Raw genomic sequence first — 20,067 nt, 5'->3', positions numbered from 1 at the left:
TCTGAGGCCACACCTTTTCACATTTAAACGACAAAGGTACGGTCTCAATGAGCCCATGGTAGCGATACGGGGGAATGATAGCGCAGAAGGAGACGGCGTGCGTGTAAAGTTTTGGTAAAGATGGGGTGGGGATAGGGGCTAGAGGGGGAGGCTGAACCAGATGCGGGTTTCCTGGCCGTCGCTTTCGGCCCCCACCTGGCCGCCGTGGGCTTCGATGAGTTCCTTGACGATGGAGAGGCCGATGCCGGCTCCCCCCGCGTCGCGGGAGCGGGAGCGGTCGGCCCGGAAAAAGCGTTCGAAAAGAAAGGGGAGATCCTTCTCGGCGATGCCGGCACCGGTGTTGCTGAAGACGGTCCTGATGCTCCCCTCGGCCTGCCGGGTGCTGATGGTCACCTGGCCGCGTGCCGGGGTGTACTTCCAGGCGTTGTCGGCCAGGTTGCGGATCGCCTGCAAAAGCTTCTCGGGATCCGCCGAGACCCGGTCGCTCCCCGCGTCGAGGTCCCAGGTTACCTCGATCTCCTTCTCCTGGAAGTTGGGGCGGTACAGGTCCATGATCTGCCCGAGCAGCTGGTTTAAGGAGATCTCCCGGCAGTCGAGGAAAGAGCGGGCGGCGTCGGCCTTGGCGAGCTGCTGCAGGTCCTCGACCAGGTGCACCAGGCGCAGCACCTCCTGCTCCAGCATCCGGAAAGTGTCAGGGGTGGGGGGGATCACCGCGTCGCTTAAGGCCTCGAGGTAGCCGCGCAGGTTGGTAAGCGGGGTGCGCAGCTCGTGAGAGATGTCGGCCACCATGTTCTTTCTGAGCTGCTCGATCCCCTCGAGCTTGTCGGCCATGGTGTTGAACGCATTGGCGAGTTGGCCCGCCTCGTAGCGCGAGGCCACCTGGACGCGCTCCGAGTAGTTTCCGTCGGCCACCTGGCGGGTGAGCGCCGACATCTGCAAAAGCGGCCTCAAGGTCCAGGTGATCAGGGCATAGCTTAAAAGCGCCGAAAGGCATAGGGCGATCACGGTCCCCCAGACCAGGTAGTGGTGGATCCCGTCCAGAAAGGCGCGGTGGGCCTCGAGGGGGGATACCTTGTGGACTACGACCAGGTCGCGGAAGTAGTCGGCGGCCAGCCGGTCGATCTTGAGCCAAACCACCACTACGGCGATGGCTACCAGGGGGATGATGTGACAGAAGAGCAGCTTCCAGAGCAGGCGCTGGCGCAGCTGTTTCCCTTGCGTGGTCTTCATGGGATCCTTATCGGTCGTTTTCATCGCTTAGCCGATAGCCGTGGCCGCGCACGGTCTGGATGTAGCGGGGGGCGGCCGGGTCGTCTTCGATCTTTTGGCGCAGCTTCCCCACATGTACGTCGATGACCCGGTCGATGACGACTTCGCCGCCGGGGTAGCAGTGCTGCAGGAGTTCCTCGCGCGAGAAGGCGCGCCCCGGCGCGGTCAAAAGGGCCTGGAGGATCTTGAACTCGGAGGAGGTGAGGGTGACCGGATGCCCGTCGCGGGCGACCTTGCGTTTCTCGGGGTCGAGGGTTAGGCCGTTCCAGCTCAGGACCTGCACCGGGCGGGGGGCGGGGCGCTGGCTGCGGCGCAGGATCGCCTTGACCCGCTCCACCAACTCGCGAGGACTGAAGGGCTTAACCACGTAGTCGTCGGCACCCATGGCAAGCCCCGAGACCCGGTCCCCTTCCTCCTCGCGCGCGGTGAGCATGAGGATCGGGACGTCGGAGCTCTCGCGCAGTTGCCGGCAGATCTCCCAGCCGTCCAGGTTGGGGAGCATAACGTCGAGGACCACGAAAACCGGGTGGGCGTCCCGGGCGGCGGCCACCGCCTCGGCGCCGTCGTGCACCTGCACGGTCGCGAACCCCTCCTTGCCCAGGTAGGCTGCCACCAGCGCCGCGGTATTGCGGTCGTCTTCTACGATCAGCACCGTGCCCTGTTGCTCGGCGGGTGAGGACATGCAGGCTCCCAAAAGACAGGTTGAGGTTACGGTTGAGGTTGAACAAAAACCGTGGTGCGCCGGGAGAATCACGGAGGAACCGGGACCGCTCTCCGGTTTTGCGCGTCCGGCCGTCGTCATTTGTACTTCTTTTGCGGACCGATCGTCAAGACGTGAAGAGAGGGGAGCGAGTTTCATCTGGAAATTACAAGGAAGTGCGATCTTTAGCCTGTAAAGGGCTCTCACGCTCCCCCCTTTGGCAAAGTGGGGAACGTGAAGCCTGCCGCAGTGCTTTGTGGAAAGGGACTCTGCGCTTTCCTCGGAATATCCGGGCAAAAAAAGGGGGAGGCAGCGCCCGCCGCCTCCCCCGACTGTAACTTTCCTGCTGCGGAGTGTCCCTACTTGACGACCTTGTAGGGACGCATCATATCGTTGTCCTCGTGGTCCAGGATGTGGCAGTGCCAGACGTACTGCCCCTGGGTGGGATCGAAGGGGTACAGGTTCACCCCGGCCAGCGACTTGTTCGGGGTGAGCGGCACGCCGGTCGGCGCAAAACGCATCAGGATGCGCATCACCTCACCGGGGTTGGCCTTCGCGGTGTCCTTGAGGCCAGCCTCCTGGGGCAAGGGCGCCTGGGCGTCATGCAAAAGGTACGGCGCGACGTCCGGGTTGCCGCCGACTACCTGCACCTTGTTCCCGGCGAGCGTCGTGGTCCGGCCGTTGTTGTTGTAGGGAAGCGGCGGTCCGAACCCCGGGCAGGGGTTGAAGGGGTCATCCGCAGGGTTCGGGTCGATGTTGAAGCAAAGCGGCGAGCTCAAAAGCGGCGTGTACGCTTTCGGCCAGGCACCTGGTATCCGCGGGGTGACCCCGTCGTCGTAGCCGATGTAGCCTCCCGCGATGCCGGACCCCATGGTGCCGTCCACGTCGAAGGATTCGCGGTTCAGGATCTCGAACTGCACCAGGTGGGTGTGGATCGGGTGCGCGTCACCGGTCAGGTTGATGATCTCCCACATCTCGATGGAGCCCACCCGTGGCGCCTCGCTGATGCCGTCTGCCGGGAGGTTGGGCGACATCTGGTTCAGGATCATCCCGTCGAAGCTCGTGTTGTTGAGCAGGACCTCGATGGGGCCTCCGGCACCGCCGTGCTCCTTCAGGATGAGCTGGCGCACCTTGTCGACCTTGACGCCGCGGGCGATGTTGCCGTTGCCGTCGGTAAGCTTGAGGACCGGCGTGGGGCGCTGGCACTGGCCAAGCGCTGGATCGCAGGTTTGGTCCTTGGTCGCGCAGCTCCTGGCCACCTGGAACTTCATGATGCTGGCCATCTGGGGCTGGTCGGCAGGTATCACCGCCCCGTTGGGGTCGATATGCGGCACCGGGTAGAGGCCGTCCGGGAAGGGGACCGGCGCGTCGTTGGCGACGGTGATGGACTTGCCGGCAAGCTTGCTGAAATCGACGATGATGTCGGCGCGCTCGCCCGGGGCGATGAAGACCTGGCCGACCGCTACCGGCTTGTCGAGGTAGGCCGCGTCGGACACGATCTGGTAGGTCGGGGCGCCGAAGGTGAGCCGGTAGACCCGGGCGTTGGCGCCGTTCAACAGGCGGAAGCGGTAGCGGCGCGGTTCCACCTTGAGAACCGGCCAGGGGGCTCCGTTGACGATCGAGACGTCGCCGATGAACTCGGGGCTCCAGAAGGGGTGGATGTCCGGGTTGGTGGGCGGCCCGTTCAGGTTGCTGGTCGCAACGTCGGTGCCGCTGCCGTCCGGGAAGAAGATCTGGCTGTTGGTGTCGAACTGGCGGTCCTGCAGCACCATCTCGATCTCGTAGGCGTCGCTGGGGAGCCGTTTGGGTTCCTTGGCGGAGTCGCGCAACAGGTAGAAACCGGCCAGGCTGCTGTAGACGCCGCCGCGGGTGGCGCCCAGGTTGTGGTCGTGGAACCAGAGGGTGCCGGGCTCCTGGCTGTTGTTGTAAAGGTAGACAGCCTTGCCGGGGCCGGGGCGCCCCAAGGTCTTGTACTGGGGTCCCTTCCGGCCGTCGGGGGTGAACCAGGCGGTCGGCCCGCCGTCAAATCCCGGCGGCACCTCGGCACCGTGCAGGTGGGGAACGGTCGGCGCCGGACCCACGAAGGGGCGGCAGCAGGCGTCGTCGGGAGTCTGCACGCAGTTAACCGGGGGGATCCGGGAGTGGCAGGCCATGGCCAGCGGGTCGGCCCACAGGTTGGTCTGGTCGATGCTCACCAGTCCCTGGACCAGGCCGTCCACGAAACTTGTGCCGCTTTGGTTCGAATAGTTGAAGGGGGGGAGATTGTTCACGTACTGGACCACGGTCGGATTGGAGCGTGTCGCGTCCAGGGTGACGGCCGGCCAGCTTGCCGGTCCCAGCAGCTTTCCGGTCAGGGTGTCGGTGGTCTCGTAGGCCCAGACCTGGGTCTCCTGGATGTTCACGGCGGGGCAGGGGGCCTCCGCCTGGTTGATGGTATCGAAGTAGGTCGCGGGATAGGCGGCAGGATTGGTGGGGAGTACCTGCTGCTTCGCTTCCTTCATCTCGATGGTGATCAGGGAGTGCTGTTTCGTGTTGACCCTGGGTTGGCTCCCGCCCGGGCCGAAGACCGGCATCGAAACGGCGAACTGTGGGATGCAGGCTCCCGGGACTGCGGTCTGCGGGACCAGGACACTCGCCCGGGCTGTCGATACCTCGATCAGCAGCAGGGCCAGCGCGAGTGCCAGTTGATACCTTAGTGTTGTCATGGTGGTTCTCCTCGTGAGAGGAGCAGCTTCCACACCCGAATGCCGACTATCTGGTGCCCGATGGCGGCGGCTACGGGCGTTCCGGCTGGTGCACCCGTAAGGGGCGGGCAGCACGGCGTGTAGAGGTTTAGCTAGGTGCCTCTGCTGTCGGTGTTGCCTATCTGTTCACTCCTTGCGGGAGATTGTGCCGTCATGGCTTGCTACTCCGTGTCATTCAAATAGATGTCAGTTTGTGTCTGGGCTGGTTGGAATGATCCAATCTGCCGTTGCGGCCTATGCTGACACAGCGCCGAGACTTACTGTTAGTGCCTCGCGGCTGTGTCAACCAGGCAAGACTCTGATTTACAGAATTTTACAACTTCGAGAACAACTGGCAATACTGTTACAAGCAAAAAAAAAGGGCCGAGTCAAATGACCCGGCCCTTTGCCGTGCTGGTTATGGGGGTGTGGCTGCCACCGCTGAGAATCTTGACAGTGGGGCAAGGTTTTCTGAGACCTCACGCCCTACAGGCAGTTTGGTCTGAGGACCGCGGTGCCTGTTCAGGCGCTAGACGATGCGCTTCATCCCTTTCATGGCGGCGCGCAGTTCCTGGCCCACTTCCTCGACCAGGTGGCTGCGGATGTCGGCGTTCACCGCCACCAAGAGGGTGTTGTCCACGCTGTTGTCGGCAAGCTCGAGACCCTTGCCGATCACGTCGGTGCCGACCTTGGCCATGAAGTCCTTCAAAAGCGGCACGCAGGCGTGGGCGAAGAGGTAGCAGCCGTACTCGGCGGTGTCGGAGATGACGCGGTTCATCTCGTAGAGTTTCTTGCGGGCGATGGTGTTGGCGATGAGCGGGGTCTCGTGCAGCGACTCGTAGTAGGCGCTCTCCGGCTCGATGCCGCTTTCCACCATGGTCTCGAAGGCGAGCTCGACGCCGGCCTTCACCATGGCGACCATGAGGATCGCCTTGTCGAAGTACTCCTGCTCGGAGATCTCGCCGGCGGCCTCGGTCTTTTCGAAGGTGGTCTTGCCGGTCTCCTCGCGCCAGGTCAAGAGCTTCACGTCGTTGTTCGCCCAGTCCTCCATCATGGTGCGGGAGAACTCGCCGCTCATGATGTCGTCCATGTGCTTCCAGAACAGGGGGCGCATGATCTCCTTCAGCTCCTCGGCCAGCTTGTAGGCAACGAGCTTGGCGGGGTTCGAGAGACGGTCCATCATGTTGGTGATCCCGCCGTGTTTCAGCGCCTCGGTGATGGTCTCCCAACCGTACTGGATCAGCTTCACGGCGTAGGGTGCGGCGATGCCGTTCTGGGTCATCTTGTCGAAGCACAAAAGTGCACCCGCCTGCAGCATGCCGCAGAGGATGGTCTGCTCGCCCATCAGGTCGCTTTTCACCTCGGCGATGAAGGAGGACTCGAGGACGCCGGCGCGGTCGCCGCCCTGGGCGGAGGCCAGAGCCTTGGCGATTTCGAGGCCGTCACCTTTGGGGTCGTTCTCCCCGTGCACGGCGATGAGGGTCGGCACGCCGAAACCGCGCTTGTACTCCTCGCGCACCTCGGTCCCCGGGCACTTCGGGGCCACCATGACGACGGTGAGGTCCTTGCGGATCTGGGTCCCTTCCTCGACGATGTTGAAGCCGTGGGCGTAGCTGAACACGGCGCCTTCCTTCATGAAGGGGATGACGCTCGCCACCACGGCGCTGTGCTGCTTGTCCGGGGTGAGGTTCATGACGATATCGGCAGTGGGGAGCATTTCAGCGTAGGTCCCCACCTTGAAGCCGTTGTTCACGACGTTCTGGTAGGACTGGCGCTTCTGGGCGATCGCCTCGTCGCGCAGGGTGTAGGAGATGTCCAGGCCGGAGTCGCGCATGTTGAGCCCCTGGTTCAGGCCCTGCGCGCCGCACCCCACGATGACGATCTTCTTACCCTTCACGTAGTCGCAACCGTTCGCGAACTCGGAGGCATCCATGAAACGGCAGGTACCCAGCTCCTGCAGCTGGCGGCGCAGCGGCAGCGTGTTGAAATAGTTCTGACCCATTGCTCTCTCCTCTTTATATGTGGTGATGGTTTACCGGTAAGGTGAAGTGTTCGCGAATGTATACTAATTTGTTCGTTGCGTAAATTGAATTATTGTGCATATTGTGTTGCGTGCGGCGCAATAGGTGCCTGCTGTGCCGCTTTATCGCTCCCACGCCGAGCGCGGGAACGAGATGCCCTAGATTACCTGAAAAACCGGGAGTACGATGGACATCCGCGAAATGGAGATCTTTCTCACCGTGGCCGAACTGCGCCACTTCGGCCGGGCGAGCCAGGCCTGTAACCTGAGCCCCTCGGCGCTCACCCGCACCATCCAGCGCCTGGAAGAGGAGGTGGAACAGCCCCTTTTCCTGCGCGACAACCGCACCGTCACCCTCTCGGCGGCAGGCGAGCGCTTCCGCTCCTATGCCCGCCTCGCGCTCCAGGAGTGGCAGACCTTCCGCGCCTCGAGCAAAAGCGAGCAGTCGGTCGCCGGCACGCTTTCCATCTACGCCTCGATCACCGCGGTCTACAGCCTTTTGCCGCAGCTTTTGGAGTCCTACCGGGAGAAGTTCCCCGAGGTGCAGCTGGAGCTTCGCACCGGGGCTGCCGAGCAGGCCGTGTCCCAGGTGCAAAGCGGCGAAATAGACCTCGCGGTGGCGGCGCTCCCCGACCGGCAGCGCTCGCGCATCGAGTTTCTCCCCATCGTCACCATCCCGCTGGTCTTCATAGCGCTCAAGCGCCAGCTCGCCCCCTCGGACTGGCTCGTCGACGGGCATCTCGACCTGGCGCGCGCTCCCCTGGTGCTGCCGCAGACCGGCCTCTCCCGGCGCCGCCTGGATCTCTGGCTCAAGGAACAGCGCATCACCCCCAACATCACCTCCGAGGTCTCCGGTAACGAGGCGATCATCGCCATGGTGCGCCTGGGGTGCGGTGTGGGGATCGTCCCTGAGCTCGTGCTGGAGAAAAGCCCCTTTCGGGACGAGGTGGCGATCCTTGCCGATGCGCCGGTCCTCGAGCCGTACGTCGTTGGCCTGTGCACCAGCAAGCGCACCCTGCAGCGCCCGAGCGTGCAGGCCTTCTGGCGGCTCGCCGAGGAGCGCTCCAAGACGCCGGCCCTCCCGGGGTAGCGCCAAAATGCCCTTGCCAACCTCGTTCTCGTGTGCTATATAAGTTCGCTGTTTAAAAATTCGCACGCCATCTGTTTCTAGCCGGCGGTGCCTGCCTGTTGCGGGTTCCGGCAGTCTGGGTGGCGGAGGGAAAACCAAAGGAGAAAGAAATGTCGAACATCACCATGAAAGAACTGCTGGAAGCGGGTGTCCATTTCGGTCACCAGACCAAGAGATGGAACCCGAAAATGAAGCCGTACATCTTCGGCGCACGTAACGGTATCTACATCATCGACCTGCAGAAGACCGTGCGTCTGTTCAAAGGCGCCTACAGCTTCGTGGCCGATTCCGCCCAGGCCGGTGAGACCGTCCTGTTCGTCGGCACCAAAAAGCAGGCTCAGGATTCCGTGGCCGAAGAGGCGCAGCGTTGCGGGCAGTACTACGTCAACGAGCGCTGGCTGGGCGGCATGCTGACCAACTTCGCTACCGTAAAGCAGAGCATCGACCGCCTCAAGCGTCTGGACGCCATGACCGCCGACGGCACCATCGAAGCCTACACCAAAAAAGAGCAGCTCAAGCTCGGCAAAGAGCGCGAGAAGCTTGAGAAAACCCTGGGCGGCATCAAGGGGATGGGCAAACTGCCGGGCGTCTTGTTCGTGGTTGACCCGAAAAACGAAGAGATCGCCGTCAGCGAAGCGAAGAAACTGGGGATCCCGGTCGTCGCCATCGTCGACACCAACTGCGATCCTGACGACATCAACTATGTCATCCCGGGCAACGACGACGCGATCCGCGCCATCCGCCTCTTGACCGGCAAGATGGCCGACGCGGTGCTGGATGGCGTTCAGGCCCGTCAGGCGCGCCTGCAGACCGGCGCCGAGGAAGAGTTCACCGCAGCGGCCGAGGACGTCGTGGAAGAGACGGCCGGCGAGGCCTAAGAACTCAACCCGTATCGGGACCCTTTGCTACAGCTAACACACTAGACTTCGAACACCCCCGTCTGCGGGCGGGGGGAGTTTCGGACGGAGGATACTGATGAGCATCACCGCTGCAATGGTAAACGAACTGAGGAAAGTAACCGGCGCCGGCCTCATGGACTGCAAGAAGGCCCTCACCGAGACCGCCGGCGATCACGAGAAGGCGATCGACTACCTGCGCAAGAAAGGGCTCGCCGCCGCCTCCAAGAAGGCCGGCCGTGCGGCTACCGAAGGTCTGGTCGGCTCCTACATCCACGCCGGCGGCAAGATCGGCGTGCTGGTGGAAGTGAACTGCGAGACCGACTTCGTGGCCAAGAACGAAAACTTCCAGGCCTTCGTGAAGGACATCGGCATGCACATCGCCGCTGCAGCTCCGCAGTTCGTGCGTCGTGAAGAAGTTCCGGCCGAGCTCCTCGAGCGCGAGAAGGACATCTACCGCGCCAAGGCGAAAGAAAGCGGCAAGCCGGACGCCATCGTCGAGAAGATCATCGAGGGGCAGATCAACAAGTTCTACGCCGACATCTGCCTCATGGAGCAGAACTACGTGAAGGACCCGGACAAGACCGTCCAGACCCTGCTCAACGAGACCATCTCCAACATCGGCGAGAACATGAGCATCCGGCGCTTCGCCCGCTTCGTGCTCGGCGAGGGCTTGGCCAAGAAGGAAAGCGACTTCGCGGCAGAGGTCGCCGCGGCGGCCGGCGTGTAACGCAACCCACGGAGCCGGCCATGAAAATGGGCGGCTCTTTTTTTTGCCCCCAGAATACGATCCAGGTTCTACGTTCTACGTTCTAGGTTCTAGGTTCTACGTTAAAACCGGCAGGCACCCGCGCCGCCGGTAGTAACGTAGCACGTAGCACATAGAACCGTCTCTCAACCGCATCATCCCTTAGGTGACACCATGGCAGAGCCTTATTACAAACGAGTGCTCCTGAAACTCTCCGGCGAAGCGCTGGGGGGCGACCAGGGGTACGGCATCGACCCGAAAACCATCACTACCATCGCTCGCGAAGTAAAGCGGGTCGTCGAACTCGGCGTGCAGCTCTCGCTGGTCATCGGCGGCGGCAACATCTTCCGCGGGCTGGCCGCCTCCTCCAAGGGGATGGACCGCGCCAGCGCCGACTACATGGGGATGCTCGCCACCATGATCAACTCGCTCGCCATGCAGGACGCCCTCGAGAAGGTCGGCGTGGACACCCGGGTGCAGTCCGCTCTCGGCATGGCCGAAGTGGCCGAGCCCTACATCCGCAGGCGCGCCATCCGGCACCTGGAGAAGGGGAGGGTGGTCATCTTCGGTGCCGGCACCGGCAACCCCTACTTCACCACCGACACCGCCGCGAGCCTCAGGGCCATGGAGATCGGTGCCGACGTGATCCTCAAAGGGACCAAGGTGGACGGCGTCTACTCCGCCGACCCGGCCAAGGACTCCAGCGCCACCAAGTACCAGACCCTCGACTACATCGATGTCCTGAAAAAGGGGCTCCAGGTCATGGACGCGACCGCCATCTCGCTTTGCATGGACAACAGCCTTCCGATCATCGTCTTCGACGTGACGACCGACGGCAACGTCTGCCGCGTCGTCTGCGGAGAGCCGATCGGTACCCTCGTAAAAGGAGCTTAAGCATGATCAAGGACGTTATCGCCGACATGAATGTCCACATGGACAAGACCATCGACGCTCTCAGGAAGGAATACCAGCGGGTGCGCACCGGCCGCGCCAACTCGAGCCTTTTGGACGACGTGCGCGTCGACTTCTACGGCACCCCGTCGCCCATAAGCCAGGTCGCCACCCTCTCGGTCCCGGAGCCGCGCACCATCACCATCCAGCCCTGGGAGCCCAAGATGATCCAGGTCATCGAGAAGGCGATCCTCAACTCGAACCTCGGGCTCACCCCGGCCAACGACGGCAAGGTGATCCGCCTCTCCCTCCCGCCGCTCACCGAGGAGCGCCGCAAGGACATCGTGAAGCAGATGAAGCGCGACGCCGAGGACGCCAAGGTCGCTCTCAGGAACATCCGCCGCGACGCCATCGACAGGCTGAAGAAACTCGAGAAGGACAAGTCCATCTCCGAGGACGAGCTGAAGCGCGCCGAGAAGGACGTCCAGGATTCCACCAACGCCCACGTGGCCAAGGTGGACGAGGTGCAGCAGCACAAGGAAAAAGAGGTCATGGAGATCTAACCGAAAAGCGGGCGGGGTGCCAGCTGGCTCCCCCGCCCGTTTAACCGGTTGCCTCAGCACCACTTTTTGCCTGAACCCCCAGCGTTGGGGATTTTTTGTTTTTAGGGTGGGTATGGACACGTTAAAGCCGGAGAACCTCCCGGTGCACCTGGCCGTCATCATGGACGGCAACGGGCGCTGGGCCAAAAGCCGCATGCTGCGCCGGATCGTGGGACACCAAAAGGGTGTGGAAACGGTCCGGGTGATCGTCGAGGAGTGCTCCCGGCTGGGCATCCGTTACCTGACCCTGTTCGCCTTTTCGGCGGAGAACTGGCTGCGCCCCAAGGCCGAGGTGAAGGCGCTCATGGCGCTTTTGAAGCAGTACATCCGCGCCGAGATCGCCCGGATGATGCAGAACAACATCCGCTTCAACGTGATCGGCAACCGCGTCGACCTCCCCGAGGACATCAACCGCGAGATCGAGGCCGCCATCGAGAAGACCTCGGGGAACACCGGGATGCTGCTCACCCTGGCGCTCTCCTACGGCGGCCGCCAGGAGATCGTCTCCGCCGCCCGGCGCCTGGCTCTCGACGCCGCGGCCGGCCACCTGGACCCGGAGGCGATCGACGAGCAGATCTTCTCCGGCCGGCTCTTCACCGCCGGGATCCCGGATCCCGACCTTTTGATCAGAAGCAGCGGTGAGATGCGCATCAGCAACTTCCTCCTCTGGCAGCTCGCCTACGCCGAACTCTACTTCACCGAGGTGAACTGGCCCGATTTCAACCGCGACGAACTGGCCCGCGCCTTCCGCGCCTACCAGGCCCGCGAGCGCCGTTTCGGAAAGACCAGCGACCAGCTGCGCAAGGAAGACGTCGATTAAACCCGTTTGCGTCGGGACCCCCCGCACGTCAAGGAGTGCGCTATCCAACGATTAATCACCGCCGCCATACTCTTGCCGCTGGTCATCCTGTTCACCCTCAAGGCCACGGCGTTCCAGTTTTCCCTGCTGATCTTCCTGATTGCGCTCGCCGGCCTCGACGAGTTCTACCGGATGACGCTCCCCACCCGCAGGGGCGAGGGGCGCATCGCCGCCGTGGCAGGAGCCTGCGCGGTCTTCACGGTCTTCTCCGGCAACCCCATCGTCCCGCTCATGACCTTCACCGCGCTGGTCTTGGGTTTTGCGCTCATCGCCCTTTTCAGGCTGAAGGAGATCCCGCAGGCCGCGGCCGACAGCGCCCTGGTCCTCATGGGTTTCCTCTACGTGCCTTTTTTGCTCTCCCACCTCATCATGATCCGCATGCTGCCGCACGGCATCCCCTGGCTCTTTTTGATCATGGTGATCGTGATGACCGGCGATTCCGCCGCCTACTACGTGGGGAGCGCCTTCGGAAAGACCAAGCTCTACCCGGCGGTGAGCCCCAAGAAGAGCGTGGAGGGATCGCTCGGTGGACTCGCGGGGAGCGTGGCCGGCGCGTTCGTCGCGAAAGCGATCTTCTTCCCCGAGCTCACCCCGTTTGACTGCGTGGCGACCGCGCTGGTCCTGGGAGTCCTGGGGCAGTTGGGCGATCTCTTCGAATCGCTCATCAAGAGAAGCTGCGGCGTGAAGGATTCCGGCGTCATCTTCCCGGGGCACGGCGGGATCCTGGACCGGCTGGACAGTATCCTCTTCGCCGGCCCGGCCGCCTTTTACTACGCCTATTTCCTGCTGCGCTAGGCGAAGTGGTCGTCGCTTAAGCTCCCCCGCCCCTTGCGGGAGGGGGCAGGGGGGTGGGGGAGGCCGGCAGCTGTAGTCTGCTGACTCACAGTTAGCACCTTCCCCCTCACCCCGACCCTCCCCCGCCAGGGGGGAGGGGAAGTCGTTAAAGATGTAGCGCACACTTGCATTGACCGGCTCCCCGCTCGGGTGCACCGGTTTGAACGTCGAAAGAGGGTACTATGAAAAAACTCACCATTCTCGGTTCCACCGGCTCCATTGGCGTCAGCACGCTCGACGTCGTTTCCGCTCAGCCCGACATGTTCAAGGTGGTTGCGCTCACCGCCGGCTCCAACATGGAGCTCCTCAAGGAGCAGATCGAGAAGTACTCCCCCGAGGTGGTCTCCGTGCTCGACGAGCACAAGGCGCGCACCCTCAAAAAGATGCTCACCGGCAAGAAACCGGAGATCCTGCACGGCGTGGCAGGCATGATCGCCGCAGCCACCGCCGCCGAGACCACCATGGTGGTCGCCGCCATCGTGGGCGCCGCCGGCCTCGTGCCGACCGCGGCCGCCATCATGGCAGGCAAGGACGTGGCCCTCGCCAACAAGGAAACCCTGGTCACCGCGGGCCACCTGGTGATGAACATGGTGCGCGAGAAGGGTGTGAAGCTCTACCCGGTGGACAGCGAGCACTGCGCCGTGTTCCAGTCCATGGTGGGGCACCGCGACCAGGACATCTCCCGGGTGATCCTGACCGCGTCGGGCGGGCCGTTTCTCAACTGGTCCCGCGACCGCCTGGCCAACGCCACGGTGACCGATGCCCTGAACCACCCGAACTGGAGTATGGGGCGCAAGATCACCGTCGACTCGGCCACCATGATGAACAAGGGGCTCGAGGTCATCGAGGCCCGCTGGCTCTTCGATATCCCGGTCTCCCGCATCGACGTCAACGTGCACCCGCAGAGCATCATCCACTCGATGGTCGAGTACGTGGACGGCAGCGTGATGGCGCAGCTCGGGGTCCCCGATATGAAGGGGCCCATCGCCTACGCGCTCACCTACCCGGCGCGCGTCCCCTCCGGCGTAAAGCCGCTCGACCTCACCACGCTTTCCGGCCTCACCTTCTTCAACCCGGACCTGGACCGCTTCCCGGCGCTCAAGCTCGCCTACCAGGCGGTCGAGTCCGGCGAGAGCATGCCGGCGGTGATGAACGCGGCCAACGAGATCGCCGTCGACGCCTTCCTCTCCGGCCGGATCGGCTTTATGGCCATTGCCGAGTCGATCGAGAAGGTGATGAACCTGCACACCCCGCACGCGCTCAACTCCATCGAGGAGGTCCTCGAGGCCGACCTGTGGGGTCGCAGAGCCGCCCGCGAGGTGCTGGGCGTGCCCCAGGTGTAGCTAAAAGGATTGAATTGGTCCTGTAGATAGTGCACAGTAGCAGGTAACGAGAGCCACTTCATAACGCTTTTCCCAACCTGGCGCATCTAAGACTCCGCCTCAACTGAGAGGGAAACCTTATGAGTATCATCTTTGCAATCATCGCCCTGGGGGTACTGATCTTCATTCACGAACTGGGGCACTTCCTGCTCGCCAAAAGTTGCGGCGTGGGGGTGGAGAAGTTTTCCCTGGGGTTCGGCCCCAAGATCATCGGCAAGCAGATCGGTGAGACCGAGTACCTGCTCTCCGCGCTCCCGCTGGGGGGGTACGTGAAGATGGTGGGGGAGGGGGAGGACGCCGAGGTCACCGAAGAGCAGCTCCAGCACTCCTTCGCCGAGAAGTCCCCCCTGCAGAGAATCGCCATAGTCGCGGCGGGGCCGGTGTTCAACCTGCTCTTCGCGCTCCTTATCTTCATCGTCATCTACCTGATGGGGGTCCCTGCGGTCACCACCAAGGTGGGCGAAGTGGTGCCGGGCAAGCCTGCCGCCAAGGCCGGTCTGATGGCCGGCGACCTGATCACCGCGGTGAACGGCAAGGCGGTCAACCGCTGGGACGAATTCGCCAAGATCATCGCCGAGGGTAAGCTTGCGCCGCTGGAACTCCAGGTGAAGCGCGGTCAGGAAGCCCGGAAGTTCACCATGGTGCCGGAGAGCCGGACCTCCAAGAACCTCCTGGGCGAGACGGTGACTCAACCGATCGTCGGCGTGGTTTCGGCAGGCGAGACGGTCATCGACCACTTCCCGCCCCTCGAGGCGATCCAGAAGGGGAGCGCCCAGTGCTGGAACGTGATCAAGCTGACGGTGCTCTCGCTGGTCCGGCTGGTGGAACGCGCCATTCCGCTCGACACCATCGGCGGACCGATCATGATCGTCAAGATGGCGGGGCAGCAGGCGGCAGCAGGCGGCATCAACTTCCTCGCCTTCGTGGCGCTCTTGTCCATCAACCTCGGCGTGTTGAACCTCTTGCCGGTTCCGGTCCTGGACGGCGGCCACCTGGCGTTTTTCGTTATCGAACTGATCATCGGCCGGCCGGTCAGCAAGAAGGCCCGCGAGGTGGCGCAGCAGGTGGGTCTGGTACTCCTGATCAGCCTGATGACCCTGGCCTTCTACAACGACATCGCCCGGATGATCATGAGTAAGGCGTAGAGCGCCCCTGGCAAAAGGTTTCCCGTGAAGATCCTCACCATAGATACCTCCAGCAACTGTTCCTCGGTGGCGTTAAGTAACGGCTCGATCCTGCTCGGCGAGAGCATCCTGGGCGAGGACCGCAGCAGTTCCGGCCGCCTCCCCGAAGCTGTCGACAAACTCCTGGCCGCCGCCGGACTTGCCCCCGACGGCCTGGACGCCTTGGCCACGTCGCTTGGCCCCGGCTCCTTCACCGGCGTCCGGGTCGGGATCGCCATGGTGAAGGGGCTTGCGCTGGCAACCGGCAAGCCGACCCTCGGTTTCTCCTCGCTCGCCATGCTCGCCATGAACCTGCCGCACTGCGCCTACCAGGTGGCACCTCTGTTCGATGCGAGGAAACAGGAAGTCTACGCCGGCCTCTACCGGGTGACCGATCTCGCCCAGCCGCTTAGGGAAGACGTGGTCCTGCCGCCCCAGGATTTTCTCTCCACGATCGACGCCCCCACCGTTTTCCTGGGGGAGGGCGCCCTGCGCTACCGTGAACTTATCGAGCGCACCCTCGGCGAGCTCGCCATCTTCCCCGCCTGGCACTGCCATCTGCCGCGCGCCGCAGCCGGCGCCGCCCTGGCCTTGAACGCCGCACAGGCCGGAAACTTCATCCCGCTCCCCCTGCTCAACCCCCGCTACCTGCGCGCCTCCGAGGCGGAAATCGCCAAGCGCCGCAGGGACGCAGCGTAAGACCTGCCGGCCGGAAGTCCCTCTTTTACGTATGCCTTAGGCCGGCGTTCCCCTCTCCCCCTGCGGGAGAGGGCCAGGGTGAGGGGGAGGGTGCCACATCATCCGAGATGGCAGCTTCACCCACCCCCGTCCCCCTCCCGTCAAGGGAGGGGGGAGACAGAGCCACCCGTGTCCCGCCGAGAAATCCACCCAAATTTATCCTATTACTCCCCTTAGCGCCTTAACGCCGTTTTACTCGCCTGTTGACACCTCAGGGTTAATGTATTATGTTGTCCCTTCATGCTAATTTAACCACCCTGAAATACAGCGTTTTTTCAGCCAGACCAACTGCCGGTTTACCGATTTCAAACACCAAAGAACCGGCCTAAGAGGAACTTTATGCGCAGCGATACTATCACCCAAGGACTTGAGCGCACCCCGCACCGCGCACTTCTCAAAGGAACCGGCCTGCCGCAGAGCGAGATGGGCAAACCGTTCATCGGCATCGCCACCAGCTTCACCGATCTCATCCCCGGCCACGTCGGGATGCGCGACCTGGAGCGCTTCATCGAGAAAGGGGTCCACACCGGTGGCGGCTACTCCTTCTTCTTCGGGATCCCCGGGGTCTGCGACGGCATCTCCATGGGGCACAAGGGGATGCACTACTCGCTGCCGACCCGCGAGCTCATCGCGGACATGGTGGAGTCGGTCGCCGAGGCGCACCGCCTGGACGGCCTGGTGCTCTTGACCAACTGCGACAAGATCACCCCGGGCATGCTGATGGCGGCGGCCCGCCTCGATATCCCCTGCATCGTGGTCACCGCAGGCCCCATGATGAGCGGCCGCGGCGACGCCGGGCGCAAGTACTCCTTCGTTACCGACACCTTCGAGGCGATGGCCCGCTACAAGGCCGGCGTCATCGACGACAAGGAACTCGCGCGCTGCGAGGAGAACGCCTGCCCGGGAATGGGCTCCTGCCAGGGGCTCTTTACCGCCAACACCATGGCCATCCTCACCGAAACCATGGGGATGAGCCTGCCGCGCTGCGGGACCGCGCTGGCGGTCTCGGCGCTCAAGCGCCGCATCGCCTTCGCCTCGGGTGAGCGCATCGTCGACATGGTGCACCAGAACATCACCCCGCGCTCCATCCTGACCCGCGAGGCGTTCGAGAACGCCATCCGCGTCGACCTCGCCCTGGGCGGCTCGTCCAACACCGTGCTGCACCTTTTGGCCATCGCCCGCGAGGCCGAGGTGGAACTGCCGTTGGAAACCTTCGACATCCTCTCCAAGCAGACTCCGCAGATCGCCTCGATGAACCCGGCGGGAGAGCACTTCATGGAGGACCTTGACGCCGCAGGCGGCGTGGCCGGTGTCATGAAGCAGTTGGGCGACAAGATCCACGACTGCCAGACCGTCTTCGGCCTCACCACCCACGAGCTCGCCGCATCGCTCGCCGGGGTGGATGAGGAGGTGATCCGTCCGGTAGATAAACCGGTGAAGAAAGAAGGGGGGATCGCCGTCCTCTTCGGCAACATCGCCCCTAAGGGTGCGGTCGTCAAGCAGTCCGGCGTATCCGACGCCATGATGAAGTTCACCGGTACCGCCCGCTGCTTCGACTCCGAAGAGAAGGCGATGGCAGCCATGATGGGCGGCGTGGTGAAAAGCGGCGACGTGGTGGTGATCCGCTATGAAGGTCCCAAGGGAGGCCCCGGCATGCGCGAGATGCTGGCCCCCACCGCAGCTCTCATGGGGCTTGGGCTCGGCGACTCGGTGGCGCTCATCACCGACGGCCGTTTCTCCGGCGGTACCCGCGGCCCCTGCATCGGGCATATCTCCCCCGAAGCCGCGGTGGGTGGGCCGATTGCCCTCGTCGAGGACGGCGATGCCATAGAGCTCGACATCCCGGCGCGCTCGCTGAAGCTCATGGTGAGCGACGAGGTGCTGGCCGAGCGCCGCAGCCGCTGGGCCGCACCGGAACCGAAGATCAAGAAGGGGTGGCTTGCCCGCTACGCGAAAGTCGTCACCTCCGCTCACACCGGCGCAATAACCACGGCGGAGTAGCAACAACGTACCGGCCCGCACACGTAGTTCAGCAAAGGAAGTGGCAGCAAAGGAAGTGGCAGCAAGTTTAAACCGAAGGTCGGATACTGGCACTCCTCCCTTACCGAGGGGGGAGCATGATGCCCCTTTACCGAGGGGTGACAACGCGCCCCTTTACCGAAGGGGACATTCACGGTTTTTCTTGAGGAGGGTTTATGAAGTTGAACGGTGCACGGATTCTACTGGAATGTTTGAAACGGGAGGGGGTTGACACCATCTTCGGGTATCCCGGAGGTACGGTCATCAACCTCTATGACGAACTCTTCTCCTTCAGGGAGATCAGGCATATCCTCCCCCGCCACGAGCAGGCCGGCGTCCACGCCGCCGACGGCTACGCGCGCGCCACCGGCAAGGTCGGCGTCGCCATCGCCACTTCGGGGCCGGGTGCCACCAATACCATCACCGCGATCGCCACCGCCTACATGGACTCGATCCCGATGGTGATCGTCACGGGCCAGGTCCCGACCGCGCTCATCGGCAACGACGCCTTCCAGGAGGCCGACATCATCGGCATCACCCGCCCCTGCACCAAGCACAATTTCCTGGTGAAGGACGTGAAGGACCTGGCGCTCATCATGAAGAAGGCCTTCTACATCGCCCGTACCGGCCGCCCCGGCCCGGTTCTGGTCGATCTCCCGAAAGACGTGCAGATCGCGCAGACCGAGTTCGAGTACCCGGAGAGCGTTGAGATCCGCGGCTACAAGCCGACCGTCGAAGGGCATCCCAAGCAGATCGAAAAGGCGGTCAGCGTGATGCTGCAGGCCAAGAAGCCCGTCATCTACGTGGGGGGCGGCGTGATCCTCGGCAATGCAGCAGGGGAGCTGACCAAGCTCGCGCATCAGCTGGGCATTCCCGTCACCATGACCCTGAACGGCCTGGGTTCCTTCCCCGAGGACGACGATCTTTCCCTGGGGATGTTGGGGATGCACGGCCACTACTGTGCCAACATGGCGGTCTCCAACTGCGATCTCCTGATAGCGGTGGCCGCGCGCTTCGACGACCGGGTGACCGGCAAGATCGCCGCCTTCGCACCGCACGCGAAGATCATCCACGTCGACGTGGACCCGACTTCCATCAAGAAGAACGTGCGCGTCGACCTCCCGATCGTGGGGGACGTGCGCGAGGTGCTCACCCGCATGCTCAAAGTGATAAACGGGCACAAGGGCGAGGTCGAGACCATGAAGCAGAACCTCGCCCCCTGGATCGAGCAGATCAACGAGTGGAAGGCGAAGCACCCGGTGACCTACAAGCAGACCGGCTCGACCATCAAGCCCCAGTACGTCATCCAGCGCCTGCGCGCGCTCTCCAACCCCGACGCCATCCTGGCGACCGACGTCGGGCAGCACCAGATGTGGGTCGCGCAGTTCTTCCAGTTCACCCGTCCCCGGACCCTGCTCTCCTCCGGCGGCCTCGGTACCATGGGCTTCGGTCTCCCGGCGGCCATGGGCGCGCAGGCGGCCTTCCCGGAGCGCCAGGTGATGGCGGTCTGCGGCGACGGCGGCTTCCAGATGAACATGCAGGAGCTGGCCACCCTGGTCCAGAACCGGCTCAACGTGAAGATTGTCATCCTCAACAACAACTTCCTGGGGATGGTGCGCCAGTGGCAGGAGCTCTTCTTCGACAAGCGCTACTCCTCGACCTGCATGGAGCTTCCCATCGACTTCATCAAGCTCGCCGAGGCCTTCGGTGCGGTCGGCCTGCAGGCCACCAAGGTGGACGAGGTAGACGGCGTGATCAAGAAGGCCTTCGAGATCGACGGCCCGGTGCTCATGGAGTTCAAGGTGGCCCGGGAGGAGAAGGTGCTCCCGATGGTCCCCGCAGGGGCGTCCTTGACCGAGATGGTACTCACCTAGCAAATGACGATGGACAATTGACGATTGACGATGAAAACCTGTCTTTGCGTCGATTGTCTGTTCTTTGCCTGGGCCATCCATCTTTTTGGGCGCACGCGGTGCTGAAAGCTGGATCTCGTCGGTTATTGTTCAATGCCAAGTGCCGATTGAGATCATCCGCTACCGCTGCTGCCTCTGGTGCTGAAAACTTGAAGCTCGTTGTCAATTGTCCATTATCAAT

General features: G+C 63.2%; 16 protein-coding genes. 12 read left to right on the top strand and 4 right to left on the bottom strand.

The genetic code is table 11. The annotated features are described in order from the left end of the window. Window positions 1–138: 138 nt before the first annotated feature. The 4 genes from GMST_RS17180 to ilvC all read right to left on the bottom strand — a co-directional run bounded on the left by GMST_RS17180 (window position 139) and on the right by ilvC (window position 6,694). Entirely contained in the window at window positions 139–1,230 is a 1,092-nt protein-coding gene (locus GMST_RS17180; RefSeq protein WP_183355928.1) for a sensor histidine kinase, read from the bottom strand. Window positions 1,231–1,237: 7 nt separating this feature from the next. Then, window positions 1,238–1,951 carry a response regulator transcription factor gene (locus tag GMST_RS17175; RefSeq protein ID WP_183355927.1) on the bottom strand — a complete coding sequence of 238 codons (714 nt, stop codon included), beginning with the start codon at window positions 1,949–1,951 and terminating at the stop codon, window positions 1,238–1,240. Between the two features lie 377 nt (window positions 1,952–2,328). Next, on the bottom strand, window positions 2,329–4,674 hold the full coding sequence (locus tag GMST_RS22475; protein ID WP_183355926.1) for a multicopper oxidase domain-containing protein: 2,346 nt from the start codon (window positions 4,672–4,674) through the stop codon (window positions 2,329–2,331). 547 nt (window positions 4,675–5,221) lie between these two features. Continuing rightward, window positions 5,222–6,694: a ketol-acid reductoisomerase gene (gene ilvC / locus GMST_RS17165; RefSeq protein ID WP_183355925.1), complete on the bottom strand. Its 1,473-nt coding sequence runs from the start codon at window positions 6,692–6,694 to the stop codon at window positions 5,222–5,224. Window positions 6,695–6,899: 205 nt separating this feature from the next. Between ilvC and ilvY the strand changes: the two genes are divergently transcribed. The 12 genes from ilvY to ilvB all read left to right on the top strand — a co-directional run bounded on the left by ilvY (window position 6,900) and on the right by ilvB (window position 19,847). Further along, the gene (ilvY, locus tag GMST_RS17160; RefSeq protein ID WP_183355924.1) at window positions 6,900–7,802 is read left to right on the top strand and encodes an HTH-type transcriptional activator IlvY; all 903 of its coding nucleotides are present in this window, start codon (window positions 6,900–6,902) and stop codon (window positions 7,800–7,802) included. A 149-nt stretch (window positions 7,803–7,951) separates the two neighbouring features. Then, entirely contained in the window at window positions 7,952–8,719 is a 768-nt protein-coding gene (rpsB, locus tag GMST_RS17155; protein ID WP_183355923.1) for a 30S ribosomal protein S2, read from the top strand. Window positions 8,720–8,816: 97 nt separating this feature from the next. Next, window positions 8,817–9,467, top strand: coding sequence for a translation elongation factor Ts (gene tsf, locus GMST_RS17150; protein WP_183355922.1), 651 nt, complete (start codon window positions 8,817–8,819; stop codon window positions 9,465–9,467). Between the two features lie 192 nt (window positions 9,468–9,659). Next, window positions 9,660–10,379, top strand: a complete 720-nt coding sequence (pyrH, locus tag GMST_RS17145; RefSeq protein ID WP_183355921.1) for a UMP kinase — start codon at window positions 9,660–9,662, stop codon at window positions 10,377–10,379. A gap of 2 nt (window positions 10,380–10,381) precedes the next feature. After that, a complete protein-coding gene (gene frr, locus GMST_RS17140; protein ID WP_183355920.1) occupies window positions 10,382–10,939 on the top strand; it encodes a ribosome recycling factor in 558 nt (185 codons plus the stop codon). Window positions 10,940–11,051: 112 nt separating this feature from the next. Further along, entirely contained in the window at window positions 11,052–11,798 is a 747-nt protein-coding gene (uppS, locus tag GMST_RS17135) for an undecaprenyl pyrophosphate synthase (RefSeq protein ID WP_183355919.1), read from the top strand. 42 nt (window positions 11,799–11,840) lie between these two features. After that, complete coding sequence (locus GMST_RS17130) at window positions 11,841–12,632, top strand: phosphatidate cytidylyltransferase (protein ID WP_183356039.1); 792 nt, start codon at window positions 11,841–11,843, stop codon at window positions 12,630–12,632. A gap of 221 nt (window positions 12,633–12,853) precedes the next feature. Then, complete coding sequence (locus tag GMST_RS17125; RefSeq protein ID WP_183355918.1) at window positions 12,854–14,014, top strand: 1-deoxy-D-xylulose-5-phosphate reductoisomerase; 1,161 nt, start codon at window positions 12,854–12,856, stop codon at window positions 14,012–14,014. A gap of 119 nt (window positions 14,015–14,133) precedes the next feature. Next, window positions 14,134–15,198 (top strand): RIP metalloprotease RseP, encoded by a 1,065-nt coding sequence (gene rseP, locus GMST_RS17120; RefSeq protein WP_183355917.1) that lies wholly within the window; start codon window positions 14,134–14,136, stop codon window positions 15,196–15,198. 24 nt (window positions 15,199–15,222) lie between these two features. Then, window positions 15,223–15,915, top strand: coding sequence for a tRNA (adenosine(37)-N6)-threonylcarbamoyltransferase complex dimerization subunit type 1 TsaB (gene tsaB / locus GMST_RS17115; RefSeq protein WP_183355916.1), 693 nt, complete (start codon window positions 15,223–15,225; stop codon window positions 15,913–15,915). A 378-nt stretch (window positions 15,916–16,293) separates the two neighbouring features. Further along, window positions 16,294–17,955: a dihydroxy-acid dehydratase gene (ilvD, locus tag GMST_RS17110; RefSeq protein WP_183355915.1), complete on the top strand. Its 1,662-nt coding sequence runs from the start codon at window positions 16,294–16,296 to the stop codon at window positions 17,953–17,955. Between the two features lie 194 nt (window positions 17,956–18,149). Further along, the gene (ilvB, locus tag GMST_RS17105) at window positions 18,150–19,847 is read left to right on the top strand and encodes a biosynthetic-type acetolactate synthase large subunit (protein WP_183355914.1); all 1,698 of its coding nucleotides are present in this window, start codon (window positions 18,150–18,152) and stop codon (window positions 19,845–19,847) included. Window positions 19,848–20,067 lie beyond the last annotated feature (220 nt).

Origin of the sequence: Geomonas silvestris, from assembly GCF_014193515.1 — a bacterium.
In the GTDB taxonomy this organism is placed as follows: Bacteria; Desulfobacterota; Desulfuromonadia; order Geobacterales; family Geobacteraceae; genus Geomonas; species Geomonas silvestris.
This window is presented reverse-complemented; position numbering and strand designations above follow the sequence as displayed.